The sequence below is a fragment of the Flavobacterium artemisiae genome, from assembly GCF_042678225.1.
Lineage (GTDB): Bacteria > Bacteroidota > Bacteroidia > Flavobacteriales > Flavobacteriaceae > Flavobacterium > Flavobacterium artemisiae.
In genome coordinates, this window is sequence record NZ_JBHUDZ010000012.1 from 351,078 (window position 1) to 368,983 (window position 17,906).

The 17,906-nt window shown below is 35.8% G+C and carries 11 protein-coding genes; 3 read left to right on the forward strand and 8 right to left on the reverse strand.

Annotated elements, in window-relative coordinates; translation table 11 throughout:
- Positions 1-231 precede the first annotated feature (231 nt).
- Positions 232-579, forward strand: coding sequence for an RNA recognition motif domain-containing protein (locus tag ACFSC2_RS12240; RefSeq protein ID WP_379815158.1), 348 nt, complete (start codon positions 232-234; stop codon positions 577-579).
- Between the two features lie 129 nt (positions 580-708).
- Here the strand turns inward: ACFSC2_RS12240 and leuB are convergent, their stop codons facing one another.
- From leuB to ACFSC2_RS12270, 6 genes are all read right to left on the reverse strand, one after another.
- Positions 709-1,764: a 3-isopropylmalate dehydrogenase gene (leuB, locus tag ACFSC2_RS12245; RefSeq protein ID WP_379815157.1), complete on the reverse strand. Its 1,056-nt coding sequence runs from the start codon at positions 1,762-1,764 to the stop codon at positions 709-711.
- 115 nt (positions 1,765-1,879) lie between these two features.
- The gene (locus ACFSC2_RS12250; RefSeq protein WP_379815156.1) at positions 1,880-3,400 is read right to left on the reverse strand and encodes an alpha-isopropylmalate synthase regulatory domain-containing protein; all 1,521 of its coding nucleotides are present in this window, start codon (positions 3,398-3,400) and stop codon (positions 1,880-1,882) included.
- A 112-nt stretch (positions 3,401-3,512) separates the two neighbouring features.
- A complete protein-coding gene (gene leuD / locus ACFSC2_RS12255; protein WP_379815155.1) occupies positions 3,513-4,109 on the reverse strand; it encodes a 3-isopropylmalate dehydratase small subunit in 597 nt (198 codons plus the stop codon).
- 155 nt (positions 4,110-4,264) lie between these two features.
- Entirely contained in the window at positions 4,265-5,659 is a 1,395-nt protein-coding gene (gene leuC / locus ACFSC2_RS12260) for a 3-isopropylmalate dehydratase large subunit (protein ID WP_379815154.1), read from the reverse strand.
- Between the two features lie 517 nt (positions 5,660-6,176).
- On the reverse strand, positions 6,177-7,097 hold the full coding sequence (locus ACFSC2_RS12265; RefSeq protein WP_379815153.1) for a helix-turn-helix domain-containing protein: 921 nt from the start codon (positions 7,095-7,097) through the stop codon (positions 6,177-6,179).
- Positions 7,098-7,384: 287 nt separating this feature from the next.
- Positions 7,385-8,188, reverse strand: a complete 804-nt coding sequence (locus ACFSC2_RS12270; RefSeq protein ID WP_379815152.1) for an SDR family oxidoreductase — start codon at positions 8,186-8,188, stop codon at positions 7,385-7,387.
- Positions 8,189-8,671: 483 nt separating this feature from the next.
- On the opposite strand from ACFSC2_RS12270, the gene dnaE reads away from it, so the two are divergent.
- Together dnaE and ACFSC2_RS12280 are read left to right on the forward strand one after the other, a co-directional pair.
- Positions 8,672-13,207 carry a DNA polymerase III subunit alpha gene (gene dnaE, locus ACFSC2_RS12275; RefSeq protein WP_379815151.1) on the forward strand — a complete coding sequence of 1,512 codons (4,536 nt, stop codon included), beginning with the start codon at positions 8,672-8,674 and terminating at the stop codon, positions 13,205-13,207.
- 178 nt (positions 13,208-13,385) lie between these two features.
- Complete coding sequence (locus tag ACFSC2_RS12280) at positions 13,386-14,294, forward strand: outer membrane beta-barrel protein (protein WP_379815150.1); 909 nt, start codon at positions 13,386-13,388, stop codon at positions 14,292-14,294.
- A gap of 200 nt (positions 14,295-14,494) precedes the next feature.
- Here ACFSC2_RS12280 and ACFSC2_RS12285 read toward each other — a convergent pair whose 3' ends face one another.
- Together ACFSC2_RS12285 and ACFSC2_RS12290 are read right to left on the reverse strand one after the other, a co-directional pair.
- Positions 14,495-15,490, reverse strand: coding sequence for a Gfo/Idh/MocA family protein (locus ACFSC2_RS12285; protein ID WP_379815149.1), 996 nt, complete (start codon positions 15,488-15,490; stop codon positions 14,495-14,497).
- 290 nt (positions 15,491-15,780) lie between these two features.
- A complete protein-coding gene (locus tag ACFSC2_RS12290) occupies positions 15,781-17,889 on the reverse strand; it encodes a prolyl oligopeptidase family serine peptidase (RefSeq protein WP_379815148.1) in 2,109 nt (702 codons plus the stop codon).
- Positions 17,890-17,906 lie beyond the last annotated feature (17 nt).

Here is a 17,906-nt window from a genome sequence, read left to right on the forward strand (position 1 = left end):
TTGATTTTAATGATTTTTCATGTAAAGTTTAGACTTACAGTGAGTTAGTTTTTAGAAGTTGAATTATTTTTTCTTGAATCGTTTTTCAAATAAAAATAATTAACAATCTTGTAATCTGTGACTTATTTACTCTGAGTTTGAGAAGATTTCACAATAAAAACTTAAATAAACGATCGAATTGCAGATTAGAAAAAAATAAGACTACATTTGTATTATTATAAAAAAGTATCTATGAATATTTTCGTTGGAAGCCTTCCATTCAGTATTGAGGAAGCAGATTTAAGAGAGTCTTTTGAGGCTTATGGAACAGTTGACTCTGTTAAAATTATTACTGATAAATTTACTGGAAGAAGTAAAGGATTCGGTTTTGTTGAAATGCCAAATGACGCTGAGGCTCAAAAAGCAATTGACGAATTAAACGGAGCAGTAGTTTCAGGACGTACAATTGTTGTAAACAAATCTGAACCAAAACCAGAAGGCGAAAGAAGAAGTTTTAACAACAACCGCGGAGGAAACAACAATCGTGGTGGTTACGGAAACAACCGTGGCGGAGATCGCGGAAACAGAGGAGATTACTAAGAGTTTTTTCTAAAATATAAAAGGGATCAATGAAAATTGATCCCTTTTTTTATGTTGTTTTTGTTTCAGGTTTCAAGTTTCAGGTTTTTCCAACTTGAAACTTGAAACAAATAAAACTTGAAACAAAAATTATACATTCGCAGCTAACCAGTCACCAACTTCTTTAGTGCCGTATGCTTTGCCTCCGTTAGCTAAATCTTCTGTAACTACTCCAGCTTCTAAAGCTTTGTTTACAGCATCTCTCATTGCTTTTCCTTCTTCTATCAATCCGAAGTTTTCGAACATCATTGCAGCAGATAAAATAGTAGCCATTGGGTTAGCTATGTTCAATCCTGTAGCTTGCGGGTAAGAACCGTGAATAGGTTCGAATAAAGATACTTCAGCTCCCATAGACGCAGAAGGCATTAATCCCATTGAACCAGAAATTACAGAAGCTTCGTCTGTCAAGATATCTCCAAATAAGTTTTCAGTAATTAATACGTCATAAGAGTTTGGCCATTGAACTAAACGCATAGCAACAGCATCAACAAATTCATATGAAACTTCAACTTCTGGATAGTCTTTTTCCATTGCCTGAACCGTTTCTCTCCATAAACGTGAAGTTTCCAAAACGTTTGCTTTATCAACGCAGCATAGTTTTTTAGAACGAGTCATTGCTAATTCGAAACCTTTTTTAGCTAAACGCTGTACTTCGGCTCTTGTGTAAACACAGTTGTCGTAAGCAGTATCTCCGTTATCTTTTCTTCCTTTTTCACCAAAGTAAATTCCGCCTGTTAATTCTCTTAAGAAAACTAAATCAGTTCCTTCGATTCTTTCTCTTTTTAGCGGCGATTTATCTAATAAAGATGGGAATGTAAAAGTTGGTCTTACGTTTGCAAAAAGACCTAATGCTTTACGCATTTTTAACAACCCTTGTTCTGGTCGTACTGGTGCAGAAGGATCGTTATCGTATTTAGGGTGGCCAATCGCTCCAAAAAGAACTGCATCAGCATTTTTACAAACTTCGTGTGTTGAATCTGGATAAGGTTCACCTACAGCATCAATCGCAGCGGCACCAGTTAAAGCTGGTTTCCAAGTGATTTCATGTCCAAATTTTTGTGCAATAGCATCAGATACTTTTACAGCTTCATTGATTACTTCTGGTCCGATTCCGTCTCCGGCTAAAAGGGCTATGTTTAATTTCATTCTATATTTTTTAAAAGGTTCTAAGTTTCAGAGGTACAAAGGTTCAAAGGTGTTGGGATGAAGACTCTTTTTTTAGTCTTTGCCCCTCTGTTCCTCTGAGCCTTTGCAACTATATTTAAGTTATAATGTTAAGCATTTTCTGTGTCGCAATAATCGCTGCAACAGTTTGATCTGAGTCTAATCCGCGGGTTTTGAATTCTTTTCCGTTATTGACCCATGTGATGATGGTTTCGCACAACGCATCAGAACTACTTCCTGGCGGGATTCTAACGGCGTAATCAATTAATTTTGGAAGCGTTAGTTTTTTGCTTTTGTAAATCTTCGATAAAGCATTCATAAAAGCATCAAACTGACCGTCTCCTTGCGCATTTTCTTCAATTATTTCTCCATTAAGATTTAAGGATAAAGTAGTCGACGGACGCATTCCTTTTGAGTGTACTAATATATAGGACTCGATTTTTATTTTTTCTTCGTAAGTATGACTGTCCAAAACATCCGAAATAATGTATGGAAGATCTTCCTTAGTTACGGTTTCTTTTTTATCGCCCAATTCGATAATTCTTTGGGTAACCAATTTCAAATCTTCGTTGTTTAGTTTTAAACCTAATTCCTGAAGATTCTTTTCGATATTAGCTTTTCCTGAAGTTTTTCCGAGAGCATATTTCCTTTTTCTTCCAAAACGTTCTGGAAGTAAATCATTAAAATACAGATTGTTTTTGTTGTCACCATCGGCATGGATTCCGGCAGTTTGCGTAAAAACGTTGTCACCAACAATTGGTTTATTCGCAGGAATTCTATAACCTGTAAATGTTTCTACCAATTTGCTTACAGAATACAATGAAGTTTCTTTAATGTTGATGCTAACTTCTGGTAAGTAATCATTGATTACAGCAACAGTACTTTCAAGAGGTGCATTTCCAGCTCGTTCTCCCATTCCGTTTACTGTTACGTGAAGTCCGTTGATGCCGGCTTTTATAGCTTCCATAACATTGGCAACACTTAAATCGTAGTCATTATGCGCATGGAAATCAAAATGAATATTTGGATATTTTGCTTTAATTTTTGAAATAAATTCAAATGCCAAAGACGGAATTAAAACGCCTAAAGTATCTGGAAGTAAAATTCTTTTAACGGGCTGAGTTGCTAAGAAATCCAGAAATTGAAAAACGTAATCTTGAGAATTTCGCATTCCGTTGCTCCAGTCTTCCAAGTAAACATTCGTTTCAATGTTGTTTTCTTTAGCTAAAGCGATAATTTGGGCTATTTCAGAAAAATGCTGTTCTGGTGTTTTTTTCAATTGATGCGTTAAGTGATTCATTGATCCTTTAGTCAATAAATTCTGCACTTTGGCGCCCGCTTTTTTCATCCAATCAATCGAAACACCTCCATCAACAAACGTCAAAACTTCGATTCTGTTGATGTAACCTTTTTCTTCAGCCCAAGAAGTAATGCTTTTTACGGCTTGAAATTCTCCTTCGCTCACGCGTGCAGAAGCAATTTCGATTCTATCAATATTTAATTCCTCCAACAACAATTGCGCAATGGTTAGTTTTTCTGCAGCAGAAAATGAAACTCCTGAGGTTTGTTCACCATCACGAAGCGTCGTATCCATTATTTCAATTTTTCTTTTTTCCATATTGATATTCTATATTTCTGTCAATTCGAAATGATAGCGGGTTTGTATTATTAATTAAGACCCGACAGGTTTCAAAAACCTGTCGGGTCTAATATCCTGAATGAGGTTTCTATTAGTAAGGAAGTTTATCGGCGAAAGCCTTAATATCTTCTTTCATGTCTTGTAAATAATCAATGTCGTCAAAACCATTAATTAAGTTGTTCTTTTTGTAACCGTTAATATCAAAAGATTCCTGTTCTCCAGTTGACAATAAAGTAATCGTTTGGTTCGGAAGATTGATTTCTAATGCTGTATTTGGATCAGCTTCGATAGCTTTAAAAATATTAGCTAAAAACTCCGGGCTGATTTGTACTGGTAAAACACCAATATTCAAACAGTTTCCTTTGAAGATATCCGCAAAGAAAGAGGAAACCACAGCACGGAATCCGTAATCGTAAACTGCCCACGCAGCGTGCTCTCTAGATGATCCAGAACCAAAATTTTTTCCTCCAACAAGGATTTTTCCTGAGTAAGTTGGGTTGTTTAAAACGAAATCTGCTTTTGGAGTATCGTCTCCGTTGTATCTCCAGTCTCTAAAAAGATTGTCTCCAAAACCTTCACGTTTTGTAGCTTTCAAGAAACGAGCTGGGATGATTTGATCTGTATCTACGTTCTCAATTGGCAACGGTACACCGCTGCTTGTAAGTATATTAAATTTATCGTATGCCATTTTTTGGAATTTTAGATTTTAGAATTCAGATTTTAGATTTTCTTTTGAAAACTTAAACACAGAATCTAAAATGTTTTGTTTTAAATAATGTTAGAATTTTATTTGAAGAAATTTAGACGAAGATTACGCAAAGTGAGAAATCTAAAATCTCCAATCTAAAATAACTCTCTTGGATCTGTTAGTTTTCCTGTAACAGCAGCTGCAGCAGCCATAATTGGACTTGCAAGAAGTGTTCTTGAACCAGGACCTTGACGACCTTCAAAGTTTCTGTTTGAAGTACTTACTGCATATTTTCCAGCAGGAACTTTATCATCGTTCATTGCTAAACAAGCAGAACAACCCGGCTGACGTAATACGAAACCAGCTTCTGTCAAAATATCTAAAATTCCTTCTTCTTTAATTTGTGCTTCAACAACGTGAGATCCAGGAACTAACCAAGCCGTCACATTATCCGCTTTTTTTCTTCCTTTTACAATTTCAGCGAAAGCTCTAAAATCTTCAATACGTCCGTTTGTACAGCTTCCTAAGAAAACGTAATCGATTTGTTTTCCGATCATTACATCATCTTCGTTGAAGCCCATGTAAGCTAAAGATTTTTTGTAAGTTTCCTCACCGCCTTCAACTTCTTTAGCGTTTGGAATATGTTTGGTGATACCAATTCCCATTCCTGGGTTTGTACCGTAAGTAATCATTGGTTCGATATCTTCTGCTTTGATGTTTAATTCAGCATCAAAAACAGCATCAGCATCTGTTTTTAAAGTTTTCCAATATTCGACAGCTTTTGTCCAAGCTTCTCCTTTTGGAGCGTAAAGTCTTCCTTCTAAGAAATCGAAAGTAGTTTGGTCAGGAGCGATCATTCCGCCACGAGCACCCATTTCGATACTTAAGTTACAAACTGTCATACGGCCTTCCATAGTCATGTTTTCGAAAACATCACCGGCGTATTCAACGAAGTAACCAGTTCCTCCAGAAGTAGTTAATTGAGCAATAATATAAAGCGCAACGTCTTTTGGTCCAACACCTTTACTTAGTTGTCCGTTTACGTTAATACGCATTTTCTTTGGTTTAGGCTGCATAATACATTGAGTAGAAAGCACCATTTCAACCTCAGATGTTCCGATACCAAAAGCGATAGCTCCAAAAGCACCGTGAGTAGACGTATGCGAATCCCCGCATACAATAGTAGCACCTGGCAAAGTAATTCCGTTTTCAGGACCTACTACGTGTACAATTCCATTTTTTTGGTGACCTAATCCCCAGTGCGAAATTCCGTATTCGTTAGCATTATCTTCAAGAGCCTGAAGCTGATTAGCAGAAAGTGGATCCTGAACTGGTAAATGTTGGTTTATGGTTGGTGTATTGTGGTCTGCAGTAGCAAAAGTACGTTCTGGGTATAAAACGTTAACGCCTCTTGATTTTAATCCTAAAAAAGCAACAGGACTCGTAACTTCATGAATGAAATGGCGGTCAATAAAAAACACATCTGGCCCATCTTCAATTTTACGCACAACATGTGAATCCCATACTTTGTCAAATAATGTCTTACTCATTTTTTATTTTTTTTAATTGTATTTCTATAACCACAGCAATTCCCTGTTCATTATAATAGCAAAACAAAAGTAAAAAAAGATCAAAAAGCGTCAATTTCGATATTTCATTATATACGATACCCAAACTGAATTACAAATTGCCAAACGGCTTTTTTGCATTCAAATTTGACAGAAAAATGATTAAGAAACGGATTTGCTTTTTCTTTTTCGGCTTTAATTCTACCTGTTTGTTTTTTGTTTTAATAGTTTGCAAATTTATCTCAAAATCAATATAAAATATAAGAATTTAATTGAAAAAATCTAACAAAATTAATAAAAATAGTAATAATTGTTAGTTTTGGTTTCTATGTAGAAATGGTGCTTTTTTGAATTTTTAAAGCTTTGAAAGGAGTTTTTTGGACGTTATTTAGATTCAATAAAAGGGCTGAATACTACGACATCCAAGAAGTGTATTTTTATGAAATTTTATGTTTTTTTGAAGTAAAAACTAATTTTTTTAAGACAAAACTTTTCAGAATTAATTCAAAGAATTTTTAAATTCTAACGGTGTCAAAGTGGTTTTCTTTTTGAATAATTTACTGAAAGATTGGGGATATTCAAAACCCAATTGATATGCAATTTCTGCTACCGAAAGATTCGTAGTAATCAGGAAATCCTTTGATTTTTCGATCAATTTAGAATGAATGTGCTGTTGTGCATTTTGTCCCGTTAAATTTCGAAGCATATCGCTCAAATAGTGACTCGAAACATTGATTTGTGAAGCCAGAAATTCTACCGTAGGGAGTCCTTTTTTGAGGGTTTCTGCATTGCTAATGTAGCTGTCTAAAGTTTCTTCGACTTTTAATAATAAATCATTACTGATGGTTTTTCGGGTAATAAATTGGCGTTTGTAAAAACGATTGCTGTAATTCAGCAGCACATCAATATAAGAAACAATCACATCCTGACTCATCTCGTCTATTGCGGTATTGAGTTCATTGTCTATGCTCGTCAAAAGTCCGATAATAATTGTTTTTTCTTTATCTGAAAGATGTAGGGCTTCATTAGTATCATAAGCAAAGAAACCATATTTTTTAATGGTTTTTCCTAAAGGATAATTGCGAATAAAGTCGGGATGAAAAAGCAAAGTAAAACCACCATATTCAACACCTTCTTCATTATCCGTAAAAATTAATTGGTTGGGAGAAGCAAACATTAAGCCGCCCTCGTTAAAATCATAATATCCCTGACCGTAACCCATTTTTCCGCTTGTAGAAAATTTATAAGAGATCTTATAAAAATCAAGCAAAAAAGAAGAATTGTCTAGATCTGCGCTTACACTAAGCTGTGTATTATCGACCAGACTAATCATTGGATGAAGCGGTTTTGGCAGATTCAACAAACTATGAAACTGCGATATAGAGGAAATCTTTGCTGGATTGTGGTTTTTCTTTTCCATGATATAAAAGTATGAAAATTAAAAGACTAATTCGGCTCTCCGAAAGTATTGAACAACCTTCTTGATTTTGAAAGAACAGCTTCGGAGAAGCGAAATATTTATAGAAATCGTATTTATTATTGAGAGAAAAGCTCCAGCGGAGCGAAATATAAATGTATTGCAATGAATATTTCGCTCCGCTGGAGCTCTTTTGCATCCGAATGATTGAATTTCTATAAATATTCTGCTCCGCTGGAGCTTTAATAAAAATAATGTTCAATGCTTCCGTACAGCCTCATCAGAAATTATTATGCTCCCAAAAACTGTTTTCCAAACTCAGTACGGAAAGTTTCTGCACCTAATTCAAGTCTTTGTTTATAAAGTGCTTTTGCGTCTTCTCCGGCTACATATCTTAATTGGTTTTTTCCGTCTGTTGCCGCTTCGTAAACAACATCGGCAATTTGTTCCGGAGTTGATGCCATTTCAAACATCGTATCAACGCTTGCAAACATGCTGTTGGTCATCGCTTCGTATTCAGGTAAAGAGCTTGTGTCAAGTGAACCTTGAAGGAATTCAGTTTTAATACCGCCCGGAGAAACCGTTTTAATGTTAACCCCAAACGGATTTAGCTCGTAAGCCAGACTTTCGCTCCAGCCTTCCAATGCCCATTTTGTAGCGTGATAAACCGATCCCAAAGGAAAAGCAATCAAGCCACCGATAGAAGTTGTTGAAATAAATAAACCGCTTTTTCTTTCTCTGAAATACGGAATAAAAGCATTCGTAACTCGAATTACGCCTAATAAATTAGTATTCAATTGTTTTGTGATTTGATCGTCAGAAAGACTTTCTAAAGGACCAATCAATCCATAACCCGCATTATTATAAACGATATCAATGTCGCTTAATTCCAATGCTTTTTTTACAGTGCTTTGAATCTGCTCATAATTGGTAACGTCTAATGGTAAAAGTGTTACATTTTTTAATTGAGAAAGTTCGGTTTCCTTTTCTGGAGTTCTCATGGTTGCGATTACATTCCATCCTTTTTCGTGGAATAATTTTGCTGTTGCTTTTCCTAAACCTGATGATGCGCCTGTGATAAAAATTGTCTTCATGATTATTATTTTTTAATTGTTATAATTTGATGAAGCAAAGTTCAGGATACACCACAGCTTAAAAGTGTTCATTTTGGAGCAATGAGTGTTCAAAATGAATAATCGTATTTTTTTTGGATGAAAATACTTTCTGTGTAATTGTTTTAAACACATAGAAACATAGTTTTTCTTTGTCTACAAAGGCGTTTCACTCATTTAAAAGCAAATAGCTATGTGTGAAAATCTAGATTTTTTTTAAACCTCTTTTTAATCAAAAGAAAACCTATGTTTCTATGTGTTTAATTTTTTTAAGAATTGTGTTTGTAAGGGTCATTAATTAACGTTTTTGTTAACAACTTTCACTTCTTTATTTCTATAAAAAAAGCGTAAATTTGAATTCCTCCGATTTTTCATTTCGTATTTTATTATGTTTCATGTTGTCAGTGAATTGCAATGTGAGCGATTTGGAATTTGGAGCTTAAATTTTTGACTTTTTACAACTCTATGTATTTAATATTCGATACCGAAACAACCGGATTACCAAAACGCTGGGATGCCCCAATAACCGATTCTGACAACTGGCCTCGCTGTATACAGATCGCTTGGCAGTTGCATGACGAAATGGGACAGCTTATCGAACATCAGGATTATTTGGTAAAACCAGAAGGATTTAATATTCCGTACGATGCAGAGCGTATTCACGGAATTTCTACTGAATTGGCTGAAGCCGATGGAATTACTTTGGCAGAAGTTATAGAGAAATTCAATATTGCATTAGGAAAAACGAAGTTTATTGTAGGTCAGAATTTAGGTTTTGACGTTAATATTATGGGGGCTGAATTCCATAGAATGGGTGTTGATTCTCCTATGGCTTCGATCCCAGTTCTGGATACTTGTACCGAAGTTACGGCTTCATTATTAAAGCTTCCTGGAGGTCGTGGAGGAAAATTCAAACTTCCGACATTAACAGAGCTTCACGAATATCTGTTCAACGTTCCTTTCTCGGAAGCGCACAACGCAACTGCCGACGTTGAGGCAACTACGCGTTGTTTCTTAGAATTGGTGAGAAGAGAGGTTTTTACGAAAGAAGAACTGGATGTTCCCAAAGAATATTTCAAAGAATTCCAAGAAAGAAACCCACAGGAATTTCCTTTAATTGGTTTAAAACACATCAACTTAAAAGCAGCTTCTGAAAAAGTCAGAGAGCAAATCAAAGCTTTACAAGTTGATGATACGCCGACTGTAGTTTCAGAGGCAGATAAAGCTGATTTCAAAGCAGCCAAATTTGCGCATTTACACAATCATACACAGTTTTCGGTACTTCAATCTACTATCGGAATTGGAAATATAGTTTCGGCTACAGCCAAAAACGGAATGCCGGCTGTTGCTATGACCGATACTGGAAACATGATGGGAGCTTTCCATTTTGTGAGCGCCGTCATGAATCATAATAAAGGAGCTTCTGCAAAAAACAAAGCTCTGGTTGAAGCGGGAGAAGAACCGACAGAAACCGAAATTAAACCAATCGTAGGCTGTGAATTCAATATCTGCGACAACCATTTAGATAAAAGCAAAAAAGACAACGGTTATCAAGTTGTTTTAATGGCGAAAAACAAAGCCGGTTACCACAACTTGGCGAAAATGGCTTCGATTGCTTACACAGACGGATTTTATTATGTTCCGAGAATTGACAGAAAGATCGTTGAGCAATACAAAGGCGATATTATGGTTTTGTCTGGGAATTTATATGGAGAGATTCCGAGTAAAATCCTGAATATTGGTGAAAACCAAGCCGAAGAAGCATTAATTTGGTGGAAAGAACAATTTGGCGAAGATTTCTATTTAGAAGTAATGCGCCACAATCAGGAAGATGAAAATCGTGTGAACAAAACCCTGATTGAGTTTGCTCAAAAGCATAATGTCAAATTAATTGCAACCAACAATACCTATTATTTAAATAAAGAAGATGCCAATGCACACGACATTTTATTGTGTGTAAAAGACGGTGAAAAGCAGGCAACACCAATTGGTCGTGGTCGTGGTTACCGTTACGGACTTCCGAATCAGGAATACTATTTCAAGTCTCAGGACGAGATGAAAAAGCTTTTTGCTGATCTACCCGAAGCGATTATTAACATTCAGGAAGTTATTGATAAGGTTGAAGGATATTCACTTTATCGAGATGTATTGCTTCCGAAATTTGATATTCCGCAAGAATTTGTTGATCCTGAAGATGAAAAAGACAATGGTGTTCGAGGTGAAAATGCTTATCTGCGCGATCTTACAATGAGAGGAGCGGAAAGAAGATATGGCGTAATTACCGAATCGATTCAGGAACGTTTGGATTTTGAATTATTAACGATTTCGAATTCAGGATATCCGGGTTACTTTTTGATTGTACAGGATTTCATCGCCGAGGCAAGAAAAATGGATGTATCGGTAGGGCCTGGTCGTGGTTCTGCAGCCGGATCTGCGGTTGCATACTGTCTCGGAATTACCAATATCGACCCAATTAAATATGACTTACTTTTTGAGCGTTTCCTAAATCCTGACCGTGTATCGATGCCCGATATTGATATCGACTTTGATGACGAGGGTCGTGGGCGTGTAATGGAATACGTAATCAACAAATACGGACAAAAACAGGTAGCACAGATTATCACATATGGTAAAATGGCGACCAAATCGGCGATTCGTGATACGGCTCGTGTACTGGATTTACCTTTGTTTGAAGCCGACAGAATTGCAAAATTGATTCCAGGAATGATGCCGTCCAAATGGAATTTGGCGCGTTTTATTTCGGAGAGTGAAGACGAGGTTAAAAAAGCCCTTCGTTCGGACGAATTTGATAATGTAAAAGAATTAATCGCCATTGCCAATGAAGATGATTTGGCAGGAGAAACCATTCAGCAGGCAAAAATCCTTGAAGGATCGATGCGTAACACGGGAATTCACGCCTGTGGGGTAATCATTACACCGTCGGATATTACGAATTATGTTCCCGTAACCACCGCAAAAGATTCCGATTTATATGTAACACAGTTCGATAACTCGGTTGCAGAAAGTGCAGGACTTTTGAAAATGGACTTCTTGGGTCTGAAGACCCTTACGCTGATAAAAGATACTGTAAAACTGGTAAAATACAGAACCAATATTGATCTTGATCCCGATACATTCCCGATTGATGATGAAGAAACGTATGCACTTTTCCAAAGAGGTGAAACAGTTGGAATCTTCCAATACGAGTCACCCGGGATGCAGAAATACATGAAAGATCTGAAACCGACAGTTTTTGGGGATTTAATTGCCATGAACGCCTTGTATCGTCCGGGGCCTTTGGAATATATCCCGTCTTTCGTTCGAAGAAAAAATGGTGACGAGGAAATCAAATACGATTTAGATGCCTGTGCCGAGTATTTATCGGAAACGTACGGAATTACAGTTTACCAAGAGCAGGTAATGCTTTTGTCTCAGTCTTTGGCAGGATTTACAAAGGGTGAGGCCGACGTCTTACGTAAAGCGATGGGTAAGAAACAAAAAGATGTACTGGATAAAATGAAACCGAAGTTTGTGGAGCAAGCTGCAGCAAAAGGTCACGATGCGAAAGTTCTGGAGAAAATCTGGAAAGACTGGGAAGCCTTCGCGAGTTACGCCTTCAACAAATCGCACTCGACTTGTTATGCTTGGATTGCGTATCAAACGGCATATTTGAAAGCGCATTATCCTGCAGAATATATGGCAGCGGTACTTTCGAATAACATGAATGATATCAAACAGGTTTCGTTCTTTATGGAAGAATGTAAACGTATGGGATTACAGGTTTTAGGTCCAGACGTAAACGAATCGTACTATAAATTTACAGTAAATGATGATTACGCTGTGCGTTTCGGAATGGGAGCGATTAAAGGAGTAGGTTCTGGAGCTGTTGAAACGATTGTAGAAAACAGAAAAGACGGAAGATATAAATCGATTTTTGATTTAGCGAAGCGAATTGATTTGCGTGCTGCGAATAAAAAAGCGATTGAGAATTTAGCATTAGCGGGAGGTTTTGATTCTTTTGAAGGAACAACTAGAGCGCAATATTTTCATGATGATGGCGACGGAATCACTTTCTACGAAAAAGCCATGCGTTACGGATCGAAGTTTCAGGAAAATGAAAATTCATCTCAAGTAAGTTTATTTGGAGAAGCCAGTGAAGTGCAGATTGCCGAACCTGTTGTGCCGCCATGTGAAGACTGGAGTACAATGGAAAAACTGGCTAAAGAAAAAGAGGTTGTCGGAATCTATATTTCTGGACATCCGCTAGACGATTTTAGATTTGAGATGAAATATTTCTGCAACGCTCGTTTAGAAGCTTTGAAAAGCATGAACGAATATGTTGGGAAGAACCTTCATTTTGCCGGAATTATCAATAACGTCCAGCATCGTGTAGCGAAAAACGGAAAAGGCTGGGCGGCATTTAACTTAGAAGGTTATGATGAAAGTTATGAGTTTAAGATTTTTGGTGAAGAGTATTTGAAGTTCCGCCATTTCTTAATTCAGAACAATTTTGCCTTTTTGAAAATATTGATCAAAGACGGGTGGGTAAATCATGATACCGGCAAGAAAACAGATCCGAGAATGCAGTTTGTCGAGATTCGCCAATTGCAGGATATTTTAGAAGCTTTCGCTAAAAAACTAATCTTGTTGTTAAATATTAAAGACCTTCATCCAGAATTTATTCATAAACTGAGTCATTTGTTTAACGAAAATAAAGGAGACAATTCGGTGAGTTTTGAAATCATGGAATTAGAAAAAGTTAAAAAATTAGTTGAGGTAGAAACCCCAACAGATTTTGAAGCGGATGATGCGGTCTTTGAAGATGAAAACGAAAATGACGAAGATGGTCCTGAAAATGCAAAAATTCAGGAAGTAAACGAAGTAGAAGAAATAAAAGTAGTAACCAAATTAACGATGCCAAGCCGTCGATTAAAAGTAAAAATATCGGCTGAATTACTACAGGAATTAGAAAAAATGCAGATTAACTTTAAATTGAACTAAAAATTTAACAGTTAAAATTTAAACGAATGTTAATGTTTTTAGTTAAAAATATGCATGCATAATACTTTTTTAGTAATATTGTCCGAAATTATATCGATTTCGTACCAAGTCTAACCATGCGAACTAGAACGATATAGTTAAATGTTCTAAGTTTGTATAAATTAATTAAATCAGAATTATGAAAAAGAACCTATTTTTATTAGGATTATTAGTTTGCTCTATGGCTACAATGGCGCAGACAACAGAAAAACCAGAAAGTTGGTATTTTAAATTAGGAGGGTCTTATTTCAATCAGACTGCTTCTACAGAGTTTCCAACTGTTGGTGGAAATGATGCTATGGCAAGAACTTATGTAGGTGGAAAATTAGTATCTGAAGAAAGTATTACAGGTTCATTTGGTCAAGGTTTTAGAACAGGAATTACTGCGGGTTACCGTTTTTCAGTACGTTTAGGAGTTGAATTAGGAGTTAATTATTATTCTAGTAACTCAAAAACTATGGCACAAACAACTACAGATGCGATTTTTGTATCAAATGGGAAACCAATTTATAATTTTAAATCAGTAGGTGAAATTAAAGCTTTTGATTTAGCTCCTGCAATTGTAATGTTTTTAGGTGAAGCGCATGGTTTTGAACCATACACAAAAGTAGGTGTATTAGTGCCTATTCATGGAGATTTAGAAATTACTACAGATGCAATTGCTCCAGTTAGTGCAACAGTTGCAGCTCCAGTACATAGTGTTGATAAAGTTAAACCAAATCCAACTTTAGGTTTTACAGCTGCTTTAGGTACTTCTTATAAATTAGGAAAGCATATCTCTGCTTTTGCTGAATTAGAATATCGTAACTTTACAGTTCATGGAAAAACTAAAGAGACTACTGAGTTTAAAGTAAATGGACAAGATGCTTTAGCGAGCAGAACTACAGCACAGATTCATACAAATTACAGAGATGGTTTGACTACAACTTCAAACAATGCTGCAACAAATCCTAATGGAGTTGATTCTTCTAAACCAATGGACGAACTAAGTTCTTACGTTGGAATTTCTGGTTTAGGATTAACTTTAGGTTTAAAATATAGCCTATAATTTTTATAGAAGTTTTTTAGTTTTTAAAAAAGAGGATATTCGAAAGGATATCCTCTTTTTTTTATCAATTGCCTCCAGCTTTAGCTGGAGGTACAAAAATGGATATAAAAAGGCTTTAGCCAAACTTTTATTTGGTTAAAGCCTGATAAATTGCAGAATAATATTCCTCCAGCTAAAGCAAGAGGCAATTCAAATTTTTATTATTTAGAAGAATTTCTAAACTCCTTTAAAACTTCATCAATAACCCAAGTTGTTCTTGCTCCAGAAATTCCTTTTGATGGAGAAGAGCCTTCATTTCCTAATAATTCTGCAACAACAGTTTCTATAAAAGGTTGTTGAATGTGCAACGGATTTTCTATGGTAATACTTTCCTTTTCTCCATTTATATATTGAACATGAATTGGATCATTTCCGAAAGTGGAGAAGGAGATTTTTCCTTTATCGCCGACAATTTCGGTATTGTCATAACGCTCAAAACTCGCAAAATTCCATATTCCAGATCCGTGAATTCCGTTTTCAAAAAGAAATGACATCGAGACACTGTCTTCTGCTGGATACGCTAATAATTGTGAACTCGCATGCCCGCGAACAGATTTTATCGGGCCTAAAACAAAATCTAGAAAATCTAAAGTATGACAAGCTAAATCAACAAAAATTCCTCCGCCAGAAATATGCGGTAAAACGGTCCACGGAAGATTGATTTCGTCATCATAACGTTCTTCAAAAGGATGGTATAAAACACAGTTTACATGTCGAATATTTCCTAATTTTCCCTCGTCTATTATTTCTTTAATCTTTAAAAAACGTGGTAAAGCTCTTCTATAATAAGCTACGAATAACGGAACATTATGTTCTTTGCAGGCACTGATCATTTCGTTGCATTCTTCAAAAGTCAAAGCCATAGGTTTTTCAACATAAACTGGTTTTCCAGCTTTGGCACACAAAATAGTATATTCTTTATGAGAAGATGGAGGAGTAGCAATATAAACGGCATCCACTTCAGGATCATTAATTAAATCTTCCGCTTTTGAATACCATTTAGGAACGTTGTGGCGTTTTGCATAATCTTCGGCAAGAGCTGCATCTCTGCGTATTACAGCAACTAAAGCAGAGTTTGGAGTTTTTTGAAAAGCAGGTCCGCTTTTAACTTCGGTTACATTGCCACAGCCAATAATTCCCCAATTTATAGTTTTCATGGTTTACGTTTTTAGTTTCTCAAATTTAAAAAAGGTTTGCCACGAATTACACTAATTTCCACGAATTCTTTTTTCTTTATTTGCCACAGATTAAAATGATTTTCACAGATTTAAAATAAATGCAAAGTCAAAGTGAATAAAATCAATTTAATCTATGGCAAAAAATAACTGCGATATAAACTTCAACAATTTAAATTAGTGGAAATTCGTGTAATTTGTGGTAAAAAAATTAGCCACGATATTCAGAAAATAATTCATGAATTCGTGGCTAAAAAAGCTTTAAAATAAGATTATTTCGAAGGCAAAGCTTTAAAGCCCATATTGTAAAGCGTAAAAGCTTGAATGTCTACATTTTCTTGAATTGTAGCGGCAACAGATTTTCCTGCACCGTGACCAGCTTTAACATCAATTCTAATTAAAACAGGATTATCACCTGCTTGTTTCTCTTGTAACTCAGATGCGAATTTGAAACTATGAGCAGGAACTACACGATCGTCATGATCTCCTGTCGTTACCATTGTAGCAGGATATTTTGTTCCTTTTTTAACGTTGTGAACCGGAGAATAGCCTTTTAAATATTCAAACATTTCTTTGTTGTCTTGAGCAGTTCCGTAATCAAAAGCCCATCCTGCACCCGCTGTAAAGGCATTGTAACGAAGCATATCCATAACTCCAACTGCTGGTAAAGCAACTTTCATTAAATCAGGACGCTGCGTCATTGTTGCACCCACTAATAAACCTCCGTTAGATCCTCCACGAATAGCTAAGAAATCTGATGACGTATATTTTTGAGCAATTAGATATTCTGCAGCAGCGATAAAATCATCAAATACATTTTGTTTCTGAAGTTTTGTTCCTGCATTATGCCATTTTTTTCCGTATTCACCGCCACCTCTTAAATTGGCAACTGCATAAACACCTCCGTTTTCCATCCAAACTGCGTTTGAAATACTGAAACTTGGTGTCAAACTAACATTAAATCCGCCGTAAGCGTAAAGGATTGTTGGGTTCTTCCCGTCTAATTTTGTTCCTTTTTTATACGTAATGATCATCGGAATTTTTGTGCCATCTTTTGAAGTATAAAATACTTGTTTAGATTCATAGTCTTCACTATTAAAATCTACTTTTGGTTTTTGATACACTTCTGATTTTCCTGATTTTGGATCAAAAGAAAAGATACTTGTTGGTGTTGTATAATTAGTAAAGCTGTAGTAAAGGATTTTTTCTTCTTTTTTACCGCCAAATCCCGCTGCAGTTCCAACGGCAGGAAGTTTTATTTCACGCACTAATTTTCCGCTGTAATCATATTGCAACGCCAGCGAAACGGCATCTTTAGTATAGTTGGCAAAGAAATAACCACCACCAGTTGAAGGAGACAGTACATTTTCTGTTTCTTTAATAAAATCTTTCCAGTTTTCTGGTTTCGGATTGCTTACATCAACTGTTACAACACGCTTATTTGGTGCGTTAAAATCTGTTTCGATAAACAATTTGCTTCCTTCATTTTCTATAATAACGCTGTCGCTGTTAAAATTGTCTACAATAGTCACAATTGGACTATTTGGTTTGGTTAGGTCTTTGATATACAGTTCGTTTCCGTAAGTAGAATTTGCCGCTGTAATAACCAAATATTTGTTGTCTTCGGTTACATAACCGCCCACATATCTTCTTTTTTGGTCTGCTCCAAAAATGACTTTATCGTCTTTTTGTGCAGTTCCTAATTTATGGAAATACAATTTATGCTGATCAGTTTTGGCAGACAGTTCACTTCCTTTTGGTTTGTCATAACTAGAATAGTAGAAACCTTCGTTACCAAGCCACGAAACACCGCTGAATTTAATATCAACCAAAGTGTCTTCTAAAACTTTTTTAGAAACAGCATCAATAATAATCACTTTTCTCCAGTCGCTTCCGCCTTCAGAAATTGAATAAGCAGCTTTGTTTCCATCTTTAGAAAAATTTAATCCTCCCAGAGAAGTAGTTCCATCTTTAGAAAAAGTATTTGGATCTAAGAACACTTCCTCTTTTCCATCTTTTCCTTTGCGATATATTACAGATTGGTTTTGCAAACCATTGTTTTTAGAATAATAAGTAAATTTTCCTTCAGTAAAAGGAGCTCCGATTTTCTCGTAATTCCAAAGTTTTTCCATTCTTTTTTTCAGCTCTTCACGAAACGGAATTTTATCTAAATATCCATAAGTAACTTCGTTTTCAGCTTTTACCCAAGCACCAGTTTCAGCAGATTTATCATCTTCTAACCAACGATAAGGATCGCTTACTTTTGTGTCAAAATACACGTCTACCGTTTCTCCTTTTTTCGTCTGTGGATATTGAATTTTATTTTGCCCAAACGATGTACCTGCGGTCATAATTGCCATTACAAAAATTGATTTTTTCATTAGTTTAGTTTATATCG